The organism is Mycolicibacterium agri (assembly GCF_002553505.1).
Taxonomy (GTDB): domain Bacteria; phylum Actinomycetota; class Actinomycetes; order Mycobacteriales; family Mycobacteriaceae; genus Mycobacterium; species Mycobacterium agri.
On the sequence record NZ_PDCP01000094.1, the window covers coordinates 1 to 19,688 of the forward strand.

The window sequence follows — 19,688 nt, forward strand, 5'->3', positions numbered from 1 at the left end:
CTACGATGCATCACGGACCGACCAACCCCTGGTCGGAATCCAATAGCTCGAGCCTCCGGCGAATCCAGGGCGATTCACTCGGCTTTGACCGCCTTGCGCTGCCGTCTGCCGAGCTCAGTAAGGAGCAGCCGGAAGTTGGCGTCGACTACCTCAATGTCGGGATCGTCGGTCGGCCGCCGCTTCAAGATGGTGAGGACGCTGCGTGCAAAACCGACTTTGTCTAGGTGAAACGATGGCATCTGGGCGGCCGTCGCAATGGCGCTCTCGATCGCCTCTAGGGAGGCTTTGCTATTCGCGCCGTCGAACACTTCAGCACTCGTGAGGGCTAGCTCACCGACATTGACGTCCGGGACGAACTCTTCGCAGTAGACCCCAGCAGCTTCAATGGCGATTTCGACCGGTATCAGGTCCTCAATTGTCCTAGCACCATTGGGGTTATCGCTCCTCAAACCGTCCAACACTTGGTCACTTAGCTGCAGAACTAGCTCGTCCGAGATCAGGGCTTTCCGTCGTGCCCCACCGCGCTTTATCGTGGATCGGGCCTCGTCACCGGGCTTGTCGCCGTCGAGCAGCACTATCAGCGGAGGTTTGTCCGCATCGCGTCCACGTGCGAGGTATACCAAGTACGGAACGTGCGAAGCTGAGCCTGCAGGTACCAAAGTGATGGAGTTCAAGTCAAGACGCTCCAGCGCCGGAATGCCCTGGCGCCCAAGCCAGCTTGAGATTCCAGCCAACAAGATTTGATCGGAGGGACCTTCGAGCACCAAGTTGCAATTACCAATGAAGGTCGTCTCCCCAACAAAGCTGCCAAAGGCGGAACGTAAGGGCTCGTAGTGGTTCTGGGCGGCGCTCGTTACTACTCGGGTGCCTTCGTCGAACTCCCCCTTCTCCAACACCCGGATGCGTTCGGAGTGGTTCTTGTCGATCAGGAACGGTGAGTGAGTTACGTAAACGACTTGGACGGGTCGTTTCCCGTCGTCTGGATTCGCAAATGACTCGAAGATCCGCAGCAGATCTTGCTGACCCGAAGAGGATAGGAACTTGTCCGGTTCATCCATAAGGAGGATCTCTGGGCGTCCGTCGGAGCGGTCCGCGTGAGCGCGGTAGCGGACGTAGTAGCTCAGGAAGTATTTGAGCCCGTCGCTGCGCTCGTCGAAGCCATAAGATCGGCCGGTCCGATCCCGGATCATGAAAATCAAGTCGTACTCAAAAAGCGAGACAAAGAGCTCAAACTGAGAGTCCTGCGACCACCAGCTTGGGAAGTTCAAAGAGCGAGCCAGCTCAGTGTTGATCGTGTCTACGATGCTGTTGAGGTTGTCCCGGTCGTCGTGGAATTTGAGGTGGCGGTCCCTCACCTGAGGCCTGCCTGATGGTAGGTCTTCGGGTGAACGACCAAGAACACCCACGAAGGAAGGGACCGCCATGAAAACCGTACCTACTATTCGCATTGCTGACACGGCCGATGCCGTGGTGTTGCCTGATCTGCCGGAGGAGATCGCACTGGCGCTGACCGATATCGCTGGCGCTGCGCGAGAGGGGCTGTTGGCGATGAGCGTGGCCGCCGGGATGGCGGTGATGCAGGCACTGTTCGAGGCCGAGATTGCTGAGGTGGCCGGACCGAAGGGCAAGCATGATCCGAATCGGGCCGCGGTGCGCCACGGCACAGGGCGCGGCTCGGTCACGCTGGGCGGGCGCCGGGTGGCGGTGGATCGGCCGCGGGCGCGCACTCTGGATGGGCACGAGGTGGCGCTGGCCAGCTACACCCACTTCGCTGCCGAGGACGTGCTGACGCGGGTGGTGATGGAGCGGATGCTGGCCGGGGTGGCCACCCGCCGGCACGCGCGGGTCGCCGAACCGGTCGGCACCGGGGTCGACAAGGAGGCGAAATCGACTAGCCGCTCGGCGATTTCGCGCCGGTTCGTCAAACAGACCGAGACTGCGCTGGCCCAGCTGATGGCCCGCGACCTAACGGGCGAGGACATCAAGGTGCTCATGCTCGATGGTGAGCACATGGCCGAGCGGTGCGTGGTGGTGGCGCTGGCCATCACCGCCGACGGCACGAAGAAACCGGTCGGGCTGTGGGACGGCTCGACAGAGAACAAGACCGTGGTGCGCTCGCTGTTGGCCGATCTGGTCGAGCGTGGCTTGACGGTGGACGATGGGCTGCTGGTCGTCATCGATGGCGCCAAGGCGCTCTCGGCGGCGGTGCGGGAGGTGTTCGGCGCCAAGGCGGCGATCCAAAGATGTACCTTGCACAAGCGGAGAAATGTCGCTGATCACCTGCCCGACAAGGAGCAGGCCTGGGTGGACGCCAAGCTGATCAAGGCGTTCGCTCACCCTGACCCCGACACCGGGCTGGCCAACGCTAAAAGCCTTGCTGCGCAACTGGATAAGAGCTATCCGAGCGCGGCCGCGTCGCTGCGCGAGGGGCTGGAAGAGATGTTCACCGTGGCCCGGCTCGGCATCGACGGCCGCCTCGCCAAGACACTGACCACCTCCAACCCGATCGAGTCGATGATCTCGATAGCCCGGACGACCAACCGTAACGTCACGCGCTGGCGCGACGGGCAGATGGTGCTGCGCTGGACCGCGGCTGGCATGCTCAACGCCGAACGGTCCTTCCGCCGCATCAAGGGCTACAAGCAGATGCCCCAGCTCGTCGACGCCCTGCGCCGACACGCCAATCCCAACACCGGCACCGAAACTGTCGGTGCCGCGGCATAGAGTTCACCGTGGATCGTCACCAAAATTCCACGCGACTCGGGACATGCTCATGCTGTTGGCGTACCCGTTCTTCGTCCGAACAGCCCGTTGGAGCTCAGCGAACAGATCCCGTTCGAGACCGGCGACGGTGATAAGCAGCTCCTCGGCTAGCTTGAAACGGGCCAGTTCGTCTGCGTCGAGCTCGCGCTTCTGCTTAAAAGCGTCGGCAATCTCTCCGGCGGCGTTGCCAACGGCGGTACTCGATTCGACCAACCGGGATTCGACGAGAATACGTCCCATATTCCGCGGACCAGGCTCCGTCCAATGCCAGGCGTGGGCTTGCCAGTTGCCAGGAACTCAAGCGGCACGCTGTCGGGAAGAGCGGTTTCGGAGTCGATTCGGTAAATCGCTGGAAGCCCGAGCTCGTCGAGCATTGTGGACTTCTTGATTCTCGCGGGTGGCAACCATTCACCGTCTCGCCTTAGGTACAGACGTTGCTGTGGAGTCTCGTTCATGCGGAACACGGCCAGGCGGTCCGCTGACGCGACTTCATCTAGGCCGTCGCACATTGTGGCGATGATCCTGAGATCCGCCCGACTGACCTCTGTGAACAACGCACCGAACTCAGGCCGAACCAGGGTTCGGTCGACAGAGAAGAACGGCGAGTAGCGGCAGAAGTCGCTTCGGTCGTAGCCATCGCCTGTCAGAGCGGCGGATACGGCGTCTAGGATCTGCGATTTTCCGGATTCGTTAGCGCCGACGACGGTTGTGATGTCCGGTTCTAGCCGCAAGCGGACGAAGGGGTACTCCGTGCTGTGCGGGGTTTCGTCCCAGGCGTCCGGTTGATACCCGGGTGCTGACTGGCGGATGTAGTCGAAGTTGAGCGAGCGAAAGAAGCGGCTATAGACACTGTCGAGCCTCACGAGCAAACCTCTCTCAAACACCTGTTTTGACACGTTCCATTGGCTAGATATTCGCACGCTGCACCGACGGAAATGGCTAGGTTGGACCGTGCTGTCACGGTCGATTCGTTAGTTACCGGAAGCATCAGACGCGTGAATTGTCCCAGTGCGCGAGCCGACCAGAGACTCGACTTAGTGCAGAGAAGGATCAGTCTCGCCAGAAGATTCGGAACGGCTCAAGCGCGACATCAGAAGCCCCCATCGTGGCGGCGGCCGTGTAGAGGGTGGCCAGGCGGTCGGTGCTGCACGGAGCTTGCCACCACAGAGCGGCCGACCTGCTGGCACATTATTGGCACAGCGGGGGGTTGACCGTCACGGCAGTTGCCCCATTTGACCTGGAATACCACTGGTGGGCGCGGGCGGTATCGAACCGCCGACCGCTGGTGTGTAAAACCAGAGCTCTACCACTGAGCTACGCGCCCGTGCCGGGTGCAGGCTACACGGCCACGACCTGCGACCGGAAATCCTCAGCCGGACTTCAGCGCGGCCAAGGCCTCGGCCCACACCGCCTGATCGCGAACCTCACCGGGCTGCTTCATCTCGGCGAACCGGATGATCCCGGACCGGTCCACGACGAACGTGCCGCGGTTGGCGACGCCTGCGGCCTCGTTGAACACCCCGTAAGCCTGCGCGACGGCGCCGTGCGGCCAGAAATCCGACAGCACCGGGAACGTGAATCCGCTCTGGATGGCCCAGATCTTGTGCGTCGGCGGCGGACCCACCGAGATCGCCAGCGTCGCGGTGTCGTCGTTCTCGTAGCGTGGCAGGTTGTCTCGGATCTCGTCCAGCTCGCCCTGGCAGATGCCGGTGAACGCGAGCGGAAAGAACACCAGCAGCACGTTTTTGGCGCCGCGGTAGTCGCTGAGGGTGACCGGCTGGTTGTTCTGGTCTTTCAGCGTGAAATCGGGCGCCTCGGTACCCGACTCCAGCATTCAGCGTCTCCCCGCGGCCTTCGATTTCGGCTGCACGAGCCGGCTGCCGATCCAGTCACCGAGATTGGCCGACGACGTCTGCATCAGTCCGGCCGTCGGCGCCGATTCGGCGATTTCGGCGGGGATCACGTGCCCGGGCTTGCCCGTTTTGGGGGTCAGCACCCAGATGACGCCGTCGTCGGCGAGCGGGGTGATGGCGTCCATCAACCGGTCCACCAGATCGCCGTCGTCGTCGCGCCACCACAGCAGCACCACGTCGATGACCTCGTCGGCGTCCTCGTCGAGCAGCTCGGCGCCGCACGCCTCTTCGATGTCGGCCCGGATGTCGTCATCGACGTCTTCGTCCCAGCCCAGTTCCTGCACAACCTGACCTTTTTGGATGCCCAGCCGTTGGGCGTAGTTCGGGGCGTTCGCCGCCGCGACCACGTCGGTCCTCCTTTAACTGCTCGTTTGATCGGTATATCGTCGCACGACCCGAGTATCCGGCGTCGGCTGGCGGTCTGAGTTCATCGATACGCGGCGTCGCACCGGTCCAGCGCTGTCGTCTTGACGTCGTTCAACTTGGTCACCGCCGCGTTGAACTCATCGGGCCCGTAGTTGCCGGCAATGGCGTTGGCGACCCCCCGCGCGGCGTCCACCCACCCGTTCAGCGAATCGCGCAGATCGGGTGGCAGCGGGTCGCTGATGCTGCCTGCGACCAGGTCGGCGCTGTGGTTCAGCGAGTCGATCGCCGGGCCCGCCTTGGCCGCCGCGTCCGGGGAACCCTCGTTGAAGGCCCTGACATAGTCGTTGACCGCGGTGATCGAGTCCACGCTGCTGGAGCTCAACGCCTCGCACGACGTGTGGATGGCCTGGGTGGTCATCGCCTGCTGGCGCTCCGACTCGCGGGAGCTCGACGACGCCTTGGACTCCTCGATCGACGCCGAAACCGACGCCTGGTAGATCGGCGCGTCGGTTGCGTTCACCGTCGGGGAACCCTCGGTGACCGACGTGCAGCCGACGACGATCATCCCCAGTCCGGCCAGGCCACCGACCACGAGCGCGCCGACCCGCAGCGGTACCGCGCCGGTCAGCCCTGCCATCCGCACAGTCTGCAGACGTTACCGGTTCGACAGGTCCGAGGGCGGTTCATTGCACTACCCACCACCCGCGGCGCGGGTGGGGCACGATAGGTGAAGGATAGAGAGTGTCGTTAGACCCACACCTCCGACCGAGGAGTCAAAGTTGACCACCGAGTTCGCGCGCCAGGACCTGGCCCAAAACTCTGGTACCGCAGCCGAACCCGACCGGGTACGCGTGATCCGCGAAGGCGTTGCGTCCTACCTTCCCGATATCGATCCCGAAGAGACCGTCGAGTGGCTCGAGTCGTTCGACCAGTTGCTGGAACGCCAGGGCCCGGCCCGGGCGCGCTACCTGATGCTGCGCTTGCTGGAGCGCTCGCGCGAGAAGCGCGTGGCGATCCCGGCGCTGACCTCCACCGACTACGTCAACACCATCCCCACCGAAAGCGAGCCGTGGTTCCCCGGCGACGAGGAGATCGAGCGCCGCTACCGCGCCTGGATCCGGTGGAACGCCGCGATCATGGTGCACCGCGCGCAACGACCGGGAGTCGGTGTGGGAGGCCATATTTCGACGTATGCCTCCTCGGCCGCACTCTATGAAGTCGGGTTCAACCACTTCTTCCGCGGCAAGTCGCACCCCGGCGGCGGCGACCAGGTCTTCATCCAGGGCCACGCCTCCCCCGGCATCTATGCCCGCGCGTTCCTCGAGGGTCGGCTCACCGCCGAACAGCTCGACGGCTTCCGTCAGGAGCACAGCCACCCGGGCGGCGGCCTCCCGTCCTACCCACACCCGCGGCTGATGCCCGACTTCTGGGAGTTCCCGACGGTGTCGATGGGCCTCGGCCCGATGAACGCCATCTATCAGGCCCGGTTCAACCACTACCTGCACGACCGCGGCATCAAGGACACCTCCGACCAGCACGTTTGGGCGTTCCTCGGCGACGGCGAGATGGACGAGCCGGAAAGCCGCGGCCTGGCCCACGTCGCCGCGTTGGAGGCGCTGGACAACCTGACCTTCGTGATCAACTGCAACCTGCAGCGGCTCGACGGCCCGGTCCGCGGCAACGGCAAGATCATCCAGGAGCTGGAGTCCTTCTTCCGCGGCGCCGGCTGGAATGTCATCAAGGTGATCTGGGGCCGCGAGTGGGACGCGCTGCTGCACGCGGACCGCGACGGCGCGCTGGTGAACCTGATGAACATCACGCCCGACGGCGACTACCAGACCTACAAGGCCAACGACGGCGCCTACGTGCGTGAGCACTTCTTCGGTCGCGACCCGCGCACCAAGGCACTCGTCCAGCACATGTCCGACCAGGAGATATGGAACCTCAAGCGCGGCGGTCACGACTACCGCAAGGTGTATGCCGCCTACAAGGCGGCCGTCGAGCACAAGGGACAGCCCACGGTCATCCTGGCCAAGACCATCAAGGGCTACTCGTTGGGCGCCCACTTCCAGGGCCGCAACGCTACTCACCAGATGAAAAAGCTTGCGCTGGAAGACCTTAAGTTCTTCCGCGACGCTCAGCGCATTCCGATCAGCGACGCGGAGTTGGAGAAGAACCCCTACCTGCCGCCGTATTACCACCCCGGCCCGGAGGCGCCGGAGATCCGCTACATGGTCGAGCGGCGGCGGGCCCTCGGCGGCTTCGTGCCGGAGCGCCGCACCAAGTCGAAGGTGTTGACACTGCCCGGCCGCGACGCCTACAAGGCGCTGAAGAAGGGCTCGGGCAACCAGGAGGTCGCCACCACGATGGCGATGGTCCGCACGTTCAAAGAGATCCTGCGGGACAAGGAGATTGGGCCGCGCATCGTGCCCATCATCCCCGACGAGGCGCGGACCTTCGGCATGGACTCGTGGTTCCCCAGCCTGAAGATCTACAACCGCAACGGCCAGCTGTACACCTCCGTGGACGCCGAGTTGATGTTGGCGTACAAGGAAAGTGAAGTCGGCCAGATCCTGCACGAGGGCATCAACGAGGCGGGCTCGACGGCGTCGTTCACCGCGGCGGGCACGTCGTATGCCACCCACAACGAGCCGATGATCCCGGTCTACATCTTCTATTCGATGTTCGGCTTCCAGCGCACCGGCGACGGGCTGTGGGCGGCCGCGGATCAGATGGCGCGCGGTTTCGTGCTCGGCGCGACGGCAGGCCGGACGACGCTGACCGGTGAGGGCCTACAGCACGCCGACGGTCATTCGCTGTTGCTGGCGTCGACCAACCCGGCCGTCGTCTCCTACGACCCGGCGTTTGCCTACGAAATCGCCTACATCGTCGAGAGCGGGCTGGCCCGCATGTACGGCGAGAACCCGGAGAACGTCTACTTCTACATCACCATCTACAACGAGCCCTACCGTCAGCCACCTGAACCCGAGGGCCTCGACGTCGAGGGCCTGCTGCGCGGCATCTACCGCTACCGGCAGGCGCCCGAGCAGAAGGCCAAGCAGGCGCAGATCCTGGTGTCGGGCGTGGCCATGCCGGAGGCGCTGCGCGCGGCCGACATGCTCGCCGCGGAGTGGGACGTGGCCGCCGACGTGTGGTCGGTGACCAGTTGGGGTGAGCTCAACCGCGAGGGCGTGGAGATAGAGAAGGAAAAACTACGCCATCCCGACCGGCCGGCGCGGGTCCCCTACATCACCCAGGTGCTCGCCGACACCCGCGGCCCCGCAGTGGCCGTCTCGGACTGGATGCGCGCGGTTCCCGAGCAGATCCGGCCGTGGGTGCCCAACACCTATCTGACGCTGGGCACCGACGGCTTCGGGTTCTCCGACACCCGGCCCGCCGCACGGCGCTACTACAACACCGACGCCGAATCGGTGGTCGTCGCGGTGCTCGAGGCGCTGGCCAACGACGGCGAGGTCGATCAGTCCGTCGCCGTCGAGGCCGCCAAGAAGTACCAGATCGACGACGTGCTGGCCGCGCCAGAGCAGACGTCCGACCCCGGGGTGGCCTGACGACGGCATCGATCTCGTTGACTCTGCGCTCACGGTGACGTCCACTCGCACTTTCTCGCCGTAGGCGCAGAATCAACCAGAAGGTCTGCACGCGTCCGCTTGTCGGCACCCAATCGGGTAGCCGCGACGATTGGAAACCATCTCGACGCATAGAACGACCCGGATTATTCCAAGTTCCTCGTCGACGATGCGGGCGCAGACCATCCGCGGCCGCGGCCAGGTCCGGCAGATGGCTGGCACACTCTGCGTCAACTTGCATTTGACCAGGTCCAAGCGGGCTCCGGCTGGCCGCTGCGGGCCGGGAGGATGCGGACCCGACGCATCAAAGGCGATGGAGTCCGTCTCACTCGTATCGCACGCGCAGCACCTCAAGAACCACTCCTAAACCCAACGGGCCCGCTCAACGGTTGCTCCAATGCCCGTATCGATTTCAAGCCTTGTTCACTTGTCGGTCTGCTTCACTACTCTCCGTCCATCACATAACGCCTTCCTATATCGACCGACAGGGAGACATCATGAGCACACTTAACTTCAATCAACTGTTGGAGGCCTGCCGTCCGGGCGGTGCAGCGACCCTCACGTCAGTCACAGAGTTGGTGGCGGCCGAGGGATCACACGGTGGCATAGCACCGGCCAGATTCGTGCCTGCCCGCGGAAGCGGTGCAACGTACTGCTATGAGCAACGCTTCATCGATGGGGTCGCCGCGAACTGTGTCCTGGTCGACGGAAAAGCATCTCAGCTGAACAGAATCGAGGACGAGATCGTTAAGGCAATTGCCGACGGCACAGAGCCGCTGGCTCTTACGCCGAGGATCGTTGTCCGTTACGCAGACGGAACATCGGCCAGCGACCTAGAGTTGCCCCATCGCCTGTACGACGGTCACATTCGTGCCGGGCACGTCGACGGCAAGAGTGTCACCGAACATCCAACTTACCGTGCCGCTCGTGACGCAACACCGGCAGACGTGCGGCCGATTCTCGAGCTGGCGCCGGCCGCACTCGTTCTTGGTGGCTGGGACTCAACACGCCGTGCCCGTCAAGGCCGGTATCGTAGCGCGCTCACGGGCGATATTATCGGCGAGCTCGCCGACCAAAGTGAGCACGACATCGACTCGATCCGACCGCCAAGACGCGGCGGCGCCCGGTCAGACTCCATCGCCGCCAGTGTTCGGCTGACCGGTAAGCAACTTGAAGACCTGCTGGTCGATCAAGAGGCGGAGCTGTCACCCAAACTCGCCACCAAGATCCGCGAAGATGTCAAGAAATCGAAAAACGGGCGTACGTCGGCGTCCACGCTCGGACTGGGTTCTATCCCTCCGACACTTGAGAATCTCGGGTTGGTGGCCTGCCGTCGCATTATCCGCTCCCACGTGCTGTCTTTCGCGGCGCTGCGGCAATTGCGATTCGGCGCCGGGCCTGACGGGGATGCGGCGTGCCGAGCACTGCTTGGCGCCTTCGCACTAGCGGGACTCGCTCGTGCCAACGCAGAGCTTAATCTCCGTGCCAACTGCAACCTTCGCGAAGCAGCCCAGCCGCGTACTGAGTTAGACGCGCGCTACGGCCAGGTCATCGCACTAGACCCCATCGACATCAAGACTGCAGATTCTCTGCTCGACGAAGCAATCAAGACTGCGCGCTCCACTGCTGGAATTCGCTGGGAGGGACAGGTCTTCGAGGTAATCGGCAACGAACTCATCGTAGACAATGCCGATGCGGATGCTGAGGAGTAACCATGGCGGTTACTGGAATCCGTGCGCGCTTCCCACTCGGCGTATATGTGGGCCATCGACCAGACGGCTCACCTGACGCACTTCCCTCAACACTGCGACTGCACGCTGCTCTCGTAGCAGCAGCATCGCGGGGCAGCACTGCCGATGTCCGAGGAGCCACGCTGGCCAGACGTTCATCCATCACGCGCGCGCTCGAATGGATCGAGGACAACCCACCAGAGTTTGTCGAGCTTCCACCCGTGCGCGAGAACGCGAATGTCAAGGAATTTGCCTTCCGGGATGAAGGCGTCGTGGAAAATGTGAGCAAGAGTCCAATGCGTCGGAAGACGCCACGTGCCGTTGGAACGGGGACGGCGATCTCAGCCCCGATCGGCTGGGGCTGGGCTGATGTACCAGCGGATGTCGCAGAGGCACTAGCCACACTCTGCGAGGACGTTCCGTGCCTGGGTGAGGCTCACTCGCCGGTCATACTCGAATTCGGTGAGATCGCCCCGACACATCGCCGGTCATCACGGGTATCACCGTTTGCCCCCGCAGACATTCGCATCGCGACTCCCGTTAGTGGCCGCCTTTGCGAGCTCGACGAATTGCACGCGGAAGCACATCCCCACACCCCTCCCGCACCTGCGAAGGACCGTTGGAAAGAAACCGAACAACCGAGCGCGCCACCCATTAGCCATAACAATGCCGTCGATATCGGCTATAACCCGATCGATACCACTAACCCGCCAGCGGCTCCGTGGCGGCACGTTATCCATATCAGTATCGATACGCCTATCCCCAACTCTGAGCGTGTCGGGTGGTCAATCGCTCTGCACCGGGCGATGGTCGCAGCACTGGACACTGACGCGTCTTCAGTGATCACCGGACGATACGCACCAGGCACTGCTCCGGAGGCCAATCGGGTTGCCATCCAGCCCATCGACGCTGCGGTGATGAGTATGTCGCGACATCCTCACCTCGGGGCGGGAATCGCAATACTCGTACCAAACGATGCACTGGAGATCACGAACCGTGCATTGCGCAACGTCACACGCCTCTACAGGCGCGACCAACAACCGATCCTTCTCGGCCAACGCACAATAGTGGATGCCGCGACTTTTTGGCAGGCGCCCGGCCCTGGCGTGATACGGGTGTGGGAGAGCTTGCCCGCTGTCATGCCTGAGACCCGACGGCCACGTCGGCCCCGACGAAGAGCCTGGACTCTTGCCGAATCAGCGCAGCTTTCAGTGGGATTCGTATTCCGTGACCAATTGCCACATGTCTCGGCAAGAACCGCCGAAGAACGCTACGCTGCGACCGTTGACGCCGTTGAATCTCGTGGTGTCAGAGCAGTAGTGACCTCGCCACTACCCGACGCTGATGTCAGAAAATACGCCCACAAAATGCCAGACGGCGTTGTTGCTCAACCGTATCGGTTGCACCTACTCGGTGGCTCTCTCTTGCCGGATCAGGCATTGATCGCGATCGGTCAAAGCCGGCATCTCGGTTGCGGTCTGCTATGTCCGATCGACCGTCCTGAATCTCTCGTTGAGAGTTGGGGTGTGACAGAATGACTGAACTAAATGTCGAAGATTTCGACTCCTTTTTCACTGCGATACATGGCTATCCACCCTTTGCATGGCAATCGCGGCTGTGCCGCATGATCGCAGAGACAGGGGAATGGCCCGAATCTATTGTCGCACCGACGGGCGCGGGCAAGTCGAATGTTGTTGATGTACATGCGTTCGTCAATGCCTTATACGGCTGCAACAACGGGCCACGGGTTCCGCGGCGGCTTGCAGTTGTCGTCAATCGCCGCACGATCGTTGATGCTCACGAGCAACGGGCATTGGACTTGCGAGCGAGTCTGCGTATGCCACAGTCAGATGTGGTGGCTCAAGTCGCTGAAGGTCTACGCCGCGTACGCCACGACTCGGCTCCGTCAGAGGACGTTCTCGCGCTGGCAACGCTTAGGGGGGGCCTGCTACCCGATCGTTCCTGGGTGGATGACCCTACATCCTGCATGATCATTTGCGCCACGCCCGACATGTGGGGAAGTCGGCTCCTCTTCGGCGGTTATGGCTCATCACCTCACGCCCATCCGCGCGAGGCAGGTCTGCTCGCGTTCGATTCGGTCATGGTGCTGGACGAGGCACATCTGAACAAGCAGTTGCTAATAACCGCCCGCCGAGTGCGTGAGTTGATCCAACGTAATCCTGCACCGGCGCCCGCACTGCAGATCGTCGAAACAACTGCGACACCCACGAGTGACATCGGAAGACGCTCCGTCGGTGTCGATGACGCGGATCTGGCAAGCGATGCCGAGCTCGCACAGCGGCTCAGACGTCCAAAACCGGTGACATATCAACCGACCGACTTGTGGCCGGATAAGCGACCTTCAGACAAGTACATCAACGAAATCAGCGACACCGTCGTCCGGATGTGGAAGAACACACCGGAAGGCACAGTCGGTTGTATCGTCAACACGGTCTCGACGGCGATCCGCGTGGCAGACAATCTTCGAAAACGACTCGCCGGCGAGGCGGCGCGAAATCACGTACTCACCTGGGTTGGTCCAATGCGGCCGATGGACCTCACCGCCCAGATCGCCGCTCACCCTGATGCTTTCCGACCCACAGGTGATCCTACTGTCGGGATTATCGTCGCAACCCAAACCATTGAGGTGGGCGTGGATATCGACTTCGCCTCGCTCGTCACCGAGCTGGCCCCGGGGCCGGCCCTCGCTCAGAGAGCGGGTCGTGTCAACCGACTGGGTTCCCGGGAGTCAGGATCCATCATCGTAATCGGTCCACACAGTGCGCCAACCAGAAGCGGTCCTTATGATGCGGATGAATTGGAGCAAGCGCTTGAATGGCTAGTGCGACGCGCAACCGACCCGGCAGGCTTGGCGCCGTCGGCGATCACTCTCGATCCTGCACCTGTGGCAAAGGACAAGCGATTGGTTTACGCGCGACTCGAGGCAGGCGACGTCGAAGCCCTCTCCACCACGAGTGAGGATCTAGCGGCGCCCCAGGAGCGATCACTGTGGCTGCGCGATGATCTCGAGCCCGACAATCAAGATTGCGGTGTCGTACTACGCGCGCAACTCCCCGAGCATGATCTCGATTCGCTGGCCCTCCTACAAGTAACCCCGCCCGCCGCCCGCGAAATTTTTCCGGTGCCCGTTCACCGCGCGCGTGATATCTGTCGCACTTTAGGCAAGGCCGAAGCGCCATATAGCCGAGCATTCGTGTGGCGGAACGGAATCATCAGCCGCATCGGAGTTGACACAGGAGAAGGCCCTCGTCCCGGCGATGTATTGATCCTTGATTCGATTCATCCAATCGTTCTGGAACACACCATCGTTGACTATGGCGATGGCACAGAAGAACAGCACACTACGTGGGGCGGGATCGAAAATGACAACGAAGTTGAGGTTCTCTGGCGGTCCAGGAATGAGGACCTCTTCCTGCAGATCGACGACATCGTTGCCAATGACGCCGACGCCGCCAACATTGTCCAACAGTTGGTCAATGACACCCTCGACCGCTCAGACCAGGTCATCGTAGGACGCCCCTTCGAAGATGACGAGGAGCATACCGTCCCCTGGGTTGTGCTCAAGCCGGCGCGTCTTGTCGTCGACGATGAAGAAGCCCGGCAGATGTGGGACGGCACATCTGCTGTTGAACTCGACGTGCATGCTGCCGCCGTTGCCCGTCGGGCACGCGCACTTGCGACACATTTGTCCCTGACGGAGTATGAAGTTAGCACTCTCGAACTTGCCGGTCACCATCACGACGATGGTAAGCGCGACCGCAGGTTCCAAACCATCCTCGGTGGAAAGCCCAATACCACATTCCTGGCCAAGAGTGGCGGCAAGTCAAGCCGCCAACCTCAACTCAACAAGACACGCGCCGCTCTGCCGCCGGGCTGGCGCCACGAGCAGCTTTCGGTTGTCCTTGCTGAGCACACCCTCAAAGACCTCCGCCGCGGGCAACGGGAACTGGTACTGCGCCTGATTGGAACAAGCCACGGGCGGGGACGATTAGCGTTCCCGCACAACGCAACCCATCTTCTGGACCCGGCAGACCGGTCGGGAGAGTCCGCTGCCATCGAACTCTTCGATCGTGGCGCGTGGGAGACGCTCATCGAAGACACACACCGAAAGATTGGGCCGTGGGCGTGCGCCTACTACGAGGCGCTTTTGAGAGCGGCTGACTGCACAGTGTCGAAGGAGGGGTCATGACCGTCTTTATGTTGGGATCGGACCATACTCGGGCACTCGACCACTTCGCTGGCTACGGGCTCAGCGCCATTCTCGAGGACGCCGGCGAACGTGATATCCGACTCAACTGGTCAGACGAGGCTAAGCCCAGGCTCATTCTCAGCGGACTTCGATCAACAGCCACGCAGGTTGCCGAAGCTGTACGCGCACATGCAGTTAAACACAACCAAACAGAGTCCTGGGTGAAACAAATAGCAGCGGTAAAAGGGCAAGGGAAGACGTTTGAAGTCGGCCTCTTCAGCCCGCGCATCGGAACTCCCGGTGAACCGGATGAATGGAAGCGTCTGTACGACGCCCGATGTGCGGTTCTCGATGCAGAGTCCAACCAAGCCTGGCTCGACTCATTGATGCTCCAGGCACTAGGCGAGCCTGCGTACTGGCTTCTTGACAGCCCACTTCCGGAGCCCGACCGCGGGGCGTCTCGGTGGGAGATGAAGACACGTAACAGGGGCGAAGACTTCACTCGAAACCGGTTGGCGCTTTTGGCCCAAGCAGTAGCAGCAAGATCCAGCGACGCGATCATGGCCGGACTCGTCGGTGACGCTGTTGTCGACGAGATGGGGAAGGACAGGCCGGAATCTCGCTCCGGAACCGGACTAGTTCCGCCAGGTCCGGTGGACAATGCGATGGCGTGGTGTGCCCTGTGGGGACTGTCCGCATTTCGCATCACTCACCGTATTGGGCGTCAATCGTTCACTCCGGGCGCCTACCCACAGACCAAGGTCCACCCGGAAATGATGGCCCTGCCGCTCGTCACCTCGCCGACATCACCGGCGAAGCTTCGCCGAATTCTACGGTCCCGCGCCTTCGACAGCGCTGCATTCGCTCCAGCCGGATCCTCCGAACGCGCTGTCGGCAAGGAGGCATTGCGTGAATCCGGAGTTACCGGCCTCGTGCGATTCGCCGTACGCGTAGCAGGAAGTGCATCCGCTCCTGAAAGACAGATACTCGCCGGAGAGTTCGACCCCATATAACAGAAAGCCATGCCAGAAAGCCACGCTTTGAACATCATCGAGATCCCGGTGAGCTTAGTCGCTCACACCGTCTTCTGCGAGCGGCGAGCCTGGATAGAAGCCGCCGGCGAGCAAGTAGTGCACTCTCAGATCGAGACGGGGGTCGCCGCACACACCAGCGTCGATAGCCCTGGTGCGGCACGAGGGCGCACGCGATCGGTCGAGATTCATCACCACGGTCTCGGCGTTTCAGGGCGATGCGACATCCTGAGGACAGTAGAGGACAACGCGGTCACAGTCGTCGAGTACAAGTCCACTCCCGTCCGACGTATCGCCGAGGTCAGCGAGGCCAACCTTGTTCAGCTAGCCCTCCAACGGATGTGCTTGGAATCAATTGGCGTCAAAGTGATTTCGCAGGAAGTCTACTTCACTGATCAACGTCGCTCAGTGCAGGTGCAGCTCTCACCATCGGACTTCCGGAATGCAGAACGATGGGTGGCGAGAACCCGCGAAATCATCGGGCAGCGAGTGGCGCCGCCACCGCTACTCGATGATCCCCGCTGTGCCTCATGCTCGCATGTATCGATTTGCTTGCCGGATGAGCATAACCAGGTGGCGGCCCCACGACGAATTGCGGTCAGCAACCCACATGGTGACATTCTTCATCTCACCACACCGGGCAGCCGTGCTTCGCTGCGTTCAGGACGCGTAGTCGTCACAAAGCAACACGACCAGATCGCAAGCGTTCCTCTTGAGCGGATCGTGGGCATCGTCGTGCATGGCAATGTCGACATCGCCAGTGCTCTAATCCGCGAGGTCCTTTGGCGCGGTTATTCGATAGTCTGGTGTTCTGGTAGAGGGCGTGTAGTCGGCAGCGCACGGCCGGCGTCGTCGCCGAACGGTCTCGCGAGAGTGAACCAGCATGTTGCTTCGAGCATAGGCCGTCTCGATCTTGCGCGCGAATTCATCCGGTCGAAGGTATCGAACCAAGCCACTCAGTTGCGACGCAATGCTCGAGCCGATGTGAAGACCGCTGTGGCTCGGTTACGTGCGATTGCACGCAAGTGTATAGACGCGCCCGACATCACCCACCTCTACGGCCTTGAGGGAGAAGCGGCCGCAGTTTATTTCGGCCACTTTTCAGCCCTATTGTCAGACGATATCGACCCAGGCTTCCTATCGCGATGGCCTGGCCGGGTAGGCCGACATGCCGACGATCCCTTGAACGTTCTCTTGAATTACGCCTATGGGCTGTTACTGGCGGACGTCGTTCGCGCAATCCACGCCTGCGGATTGGATCCCCACGCTGGATTTCTTCATTCCGCTGCACGCAATAAGCCTGCACTCGCCCTTGATCTTATGGAGGAATTCCGTGCGCCGGTTGCAGATTCAGCCGTAGTTGGCATGATTAACAATGGCGAGGTCGTTGTGGCGGATCTACCGCGAACAGCTGGACGACGAATGCTCGGAGAAAAGACGCGACGAGTTGTCACGAGCGCATACGAGCGGCGGGTCCAACAGGAGTTCAAGCACCCCGTCTTCGGATACTCGGTCAGTTGGCGCAGAGCGATGGAAGTCCAGGCGCGGATGATTCTCGGAGTCCTCGATGGAACGACACCAGCATACAGAGGAATTCGCACTCGATGACCCGTCAAGATGCTCATCGAATTCTGATCGCCTATGACGTCACCGACGACAGACGACGGGCTCAGCTTGCCAAAGTACTTTCAAAGTATGGGGATCGCGTGCAATACAGTGTCTTTGTCGTCGACACGGTTCCGGGGCGGGCAGTCCGGATGCGCGTTGAGGTGAGCCAGACAATCGACAGTTCTCAGGATTCGATATTGTTCTGCGACCTTGGTCCGGTAAATACGCTCTCGCCGCGCCAGTTCGAGTTCGAAGGTCGACGACGGCCTGTGACCGACAGAGACAGCTTCGTTGTGTGACCCGATGGTTCCCCGAAGAAGTGAACACGGCTAGCCTGCTTCCTGAGGCTTCAGCGCGTCTGCTTCGTGCTCGATACATGAGTGCACGGCATTCGCCGAACACCTTCGATAGCCGTAGAAGATCTAATTACTAACCCGGATTTTTCACGAAATGTTCTGGCTGAGGGTGTGTAGATAAGCGAAAGTGCCTGTCCTGCAAGGAATAATTGGACTTGTCCAAGATTCAATCGTTCCAGCTGGAAGGCACCTCGCAGGTGAAGAATATCGCGGTCGTACCACGGGTGAAAGTGTCGGCCGACGGCCATGGTGTCGTGTCGCACGCCGGGATGGGCATGCTGCGTGAGCTCGCTGACCGGACCGGGTTATCGGCGCAGGTCACCGCGGCGCTGGCCGACACCTACCGCGGCCGGTGGGTGTATGCACCCGGGGAGGTGTTCGCTGATCTGGCTGCTGCGGTCGCCGATGGGGCGGACTGCATCGACGGGGTCGGTCAGCTGTGCGGCGACCGTGAGCATGCCTTTGGCGCCAAAGCCTCCACGACGACGATGTGGCGGCTGGTCGATGAACGCATCGACGCCGCGCACCTGCCGCGGGTGCGTGCCGCACGCGCTGCGGCCAGCGCGCCTGGGAGGCTGGCGCCGCCCCGGTTGCCGGGGACTGGTTGCACATCGATATCGACGCCACCCTGGTCAACGATCACTCCGACAACAAGGACAAAGCCGCCCCGACCTGGAAGAAAACCTACGGTCACCACCCGCTGCTGGCCTTTGTGGACCGCCCCGAGATCGCCGGGCGTGAAGCGCTGGCGGGGCTGCTGCGCACCGGTCGCGCCGGCTCCAACACCGCCACCGACCACGTCACCGTCCTGGACCAGGCGTTGGCGTCGCTGCCGCCGCGGTGGCGGCCCGACCCCGATCATCGCGACGACCCCGATAAGCCGGCGGTGTTGGTGCGCTGCGACACCGCCGGGGCCACCCACGATTTCGCCGCGGCCTGCCGCGAACAGGGGGCGGGGTTCTCGTTCGGCTACCCCGTTGATTGGCGGGTACAGGACGCGGTGGACACCCTCAACCTCGGGCAGTGCTGGTATCCGGCGATCGAGGGCGACGGCGGTATCCGCGCCGGCGCTTGGGTCGCCGAGGCCACCGACCTGGTCACCCTGTCCTCGTGGCCCGCCGGCACGAGGCTGGTCCTGCGCAAAGAACGCCCCCACCCCGGCGCACAGTTACGGTTCACCGACGCCGACGGGATGCGGGTCACCGCGTTCATCACCGACACCCCGGCCGGTGTGGTGCCCGGCCAGGTCGCCGGCCTGGAGTTGCGGCACCGCCAGCACGCCCGCGTCGAGGACCGCATCCGCGAACTGAAAGCCACCGGCCTGCGTAACCTGCCGTGTCAGGCGTTTGACGCCAACGCCGCCTGGCTCGAGATCATCCTGGCCGCCGCCGATCTGGTCACCTGGTGCCGGCTCATCGGATTCACCAGCCACCCCGGCCTGGCCCGCGCCGAGATCACCACCTTCCGCTACCGGGTCCTGCACGTGGCCGCCCGCATCACCCGCAGCGCACGCCAACTACGGCTGCGTATCGATGTCACCTGGCGCTGGGCCGCTCTGATCGCGGCCGCCTGGCAGGCCATCCGCACCGCCTTCGGTTGACCGACAGCCCATCTGACCGACCGACACGAAAGACTCATCGGCCCCAGGAAAGCCCGCCCAACCCGGCGACACGGGACGGCCAAACGCATCCACATCTCGAAAACCGATCCCACACAACACGATTCAACATACCGCTGCTTCCCGCCCCACCGGCATGCAAAATCGAGGCTAAGACCTGAAAAAGTCGGCGCGTTGATCCGCGGGTTGACGGTTCTGAATGTCCGTGGCCATGTTGAAGTCGCCGCTGGTGGCCAGGAAAAGTCCCCATTCCCTTGCAGGGGTTGAGGTTAGTTCAGGGGCGCTCACCTCGCTTGTGTTGGGCGTGGCGCATGCGGAACGATTCGCCGTCGGTGATGACGACGCTGGCGTGGTGGAGTAGCCGAAAGCGCGCGGGCTCGCCGATTCTCGGTGGTGGAAATCGCGGAACCTGCACGTGCTCAAGCATTTTGGCTGTGACAGGTTGATTTGGCCCCGGTAGGACGGTCTGTTTTGGCCCCGTCCGCCCGACTCGCCGGTGCGGTTGT

Annotated in this window: 13 protein-coding genes, 1 tRNA gene and 1 pseudogene; 9 read left to right on the top strand and 6 right to left on the bottom strand. The window is 62.4% G+C overall.

What is annotated here, in order from left to right:
• Positions 1-74: 74 nt before the first annotated feature.
• Positions 75-1,424, bottom strand: a complete 1,350-nt coding sequence (locus CQY20_RS29050) for an ATP-dependent nuclease (RefSeq protein WP_163700587.1) — start codon at positions 1,422-1,424, stop codon at positions 75-77.
• Between CQY20_RS29050 and CQY20_RS29055 the strand changes: the two genes are divergently transcribed.
• On the top strand, positions 1,423-2,724 hold the full coding sequence (locus CQY20_RS29055) for an IS256 family transposase (RefSeq protein WP_097944052.1): 1,302 nt from the start codon (positions 1,423-1,425) through the stop codon (positions 2,722-2,724). The two genes, CQY20_RS29050 and CQY20_RS29055, sit on opposite strands and share 2 nt — an antisense overlap.
• Positions 2,725-2,870: 146 nt before the next feature.
• Here the strand turns inward: CQY20_RS29055 and CQY20_RS29060 are convergent, their stop codons facing one another.
• From CQY20_RS29060 to CQY20_RS29080, 5 genes are all read right to left on the bottom strand, one after another.
• Positions 2,871-3,659, bottom strand: a complete 789-nt coding sequence (locus CQY20_RS29060) for an AAA family ATPase (RefSeq protein WP_165789311.1) — start codon at positions 3,657-3,659, stop codon at positions 2,871-2,873.
• Positions 3,660-4,012: 353 nt separating this feature from the next.
• Positions 4,013-4,087, bottom strand: a tRNA-Val gene (locus CQY20_RS29065).
• A 45-nt stretch (positions 4,088-4,132) separates the two neighbouring features.
• Positions 4,133-4,597, bottom strand: a complete 465-nt coding sequence (locus CQY20_RS29070) for a peroxiredoxin (RefSeq protein WP_097944056.1) — start codon at positions 4,595-4,597, stop codon at positions 4,133-4,135.
• Positions 4,598-5,023, bottom strand: coding sequence for a DUF3052 domain-containing protein (locus CQY20_RS29075; protein ID WP_097944058.1), 426 nt, complete (start codon positions 5,021-5,023; stop codon positions 4,598-4,600).
• 80 nt (positions 5,024-5,103) lie between these two features.
• A complete protein-coding gene (locus CQY20_RS29080; RefSeq protein ID WP_097944060.1) occupies positions 5,104-5,679 on the bottom strand; it encodes an Rv2240c family protein in 576 nt (191 codons plus the stop codon).
• A gap of 142 nt (positions 5,680-5,821) precedes the next feature.
• Here CQY20_RS29080 and aceE point away from each other — a divergent pair, with 142 nt between their 5' ends.
• From aceE to CQY20_RS29115, 8 genes and pseudogenes are all read left to right on the top strand, one after another.
• Positions 5,822-8,611: a pyruvate dehydrogenase (acetyl-transferring), homodimeric type gene (gene aceE, locus CQY20_RS29085; RefSeq protein WP_097944062.1), complete on the top strand. Its 2,790-nt coding sequence runs from the start codon at positions 5,822-5,824 to the stop codon at positions 8,609-8,611.
• Positions 8,612-9,126: 515 nt separating this feature from the next.
• Positions 9,127-10,341 (top strand): type I-G CRISPR-associated RAMP protein Csb1/Cas7g, encoded by a 1,215-nt coding sequence (cas7g, locus tag CQY20_RS29090; RefSeq protein ID WP_097944064.1) that lies wholly within the window; start codon positions 9,127-9,129, stop codon positions 10,339-10,341.
• A gap of 2 nt (positions 10,342-10,343) precedes the next feature.
• On the top strand, positions 10,344-11,897 hold the full coding sequence (gene csb2 / locus CQY20_RS36260; RefSeq protein WP_097944066.1) for a type I-G CRISPR-associated protein Csb2: 1,554 nt from the start codon (positions 10,344-10,346) through the stop codon (positions 11,895-11,897).
• Positions 11,894-14,569, top strand: a complete 2,676-nt coding sequence (gene cas3g, locus CQY20_RS29100; protein WP_097944068.1) for a type I-G CRISPR-associated helicase/endonuclease Cas3g — start codon at positions 11,894-11,896, stop codon at positions 14,567-14,569. Before csb2 ends, cas3g begins: the two co-directional genes overlap by 4 nt.
• Entirely contained in the window at positions 14,566-15,582 is a 1,017-nt protein-coding gene (locus CQY20_RS34610; protein ID WP_133119158.1) for a hypothetical protein, read from the top strand. Before cas3g ends, CQY20_RS34610 begins: the two co-directional genes overlap by 4 nt.
• A gap of 9 nt (positions 15,583-15,591) precedes the next feature.
• Positions 15,592-17,208, top strand: a complete 1,617-nt coding sequence (locus CQY20_RS29105) for a CRISPR-associated endonuclease Cas4/Cas1 (protein ID WP_097944070.1) — start codon at positions 15,592-15,594, stop codon at positions 17,206-17,208.
• Positions 17,205-17,507: a CRISPR-associated endonuclease Cas2 gene (gene cas2 / locus CQY20_RS29110; protein ID WP_097944072.1), complete on the top strand. Its 303-nt coding sequence runs from the start codon at positions 17,205-17,207 to the stop codon at positions 17,505-17,507. The genes CQY20_RS29105 and cas2 overlap by 4 nt, the downstream gene beginning before the upstream one ends.
• A gap of 254 nt (positions 17,508-17,761) precedes the next feature.
• A pseudogene (locus CQY20_RS29115) lies at positions 17,762-19,164 on the top strand (IS1380 family transposase).
• Positions 19,165-19,688 lie beyond the last annotated feature (524 nt).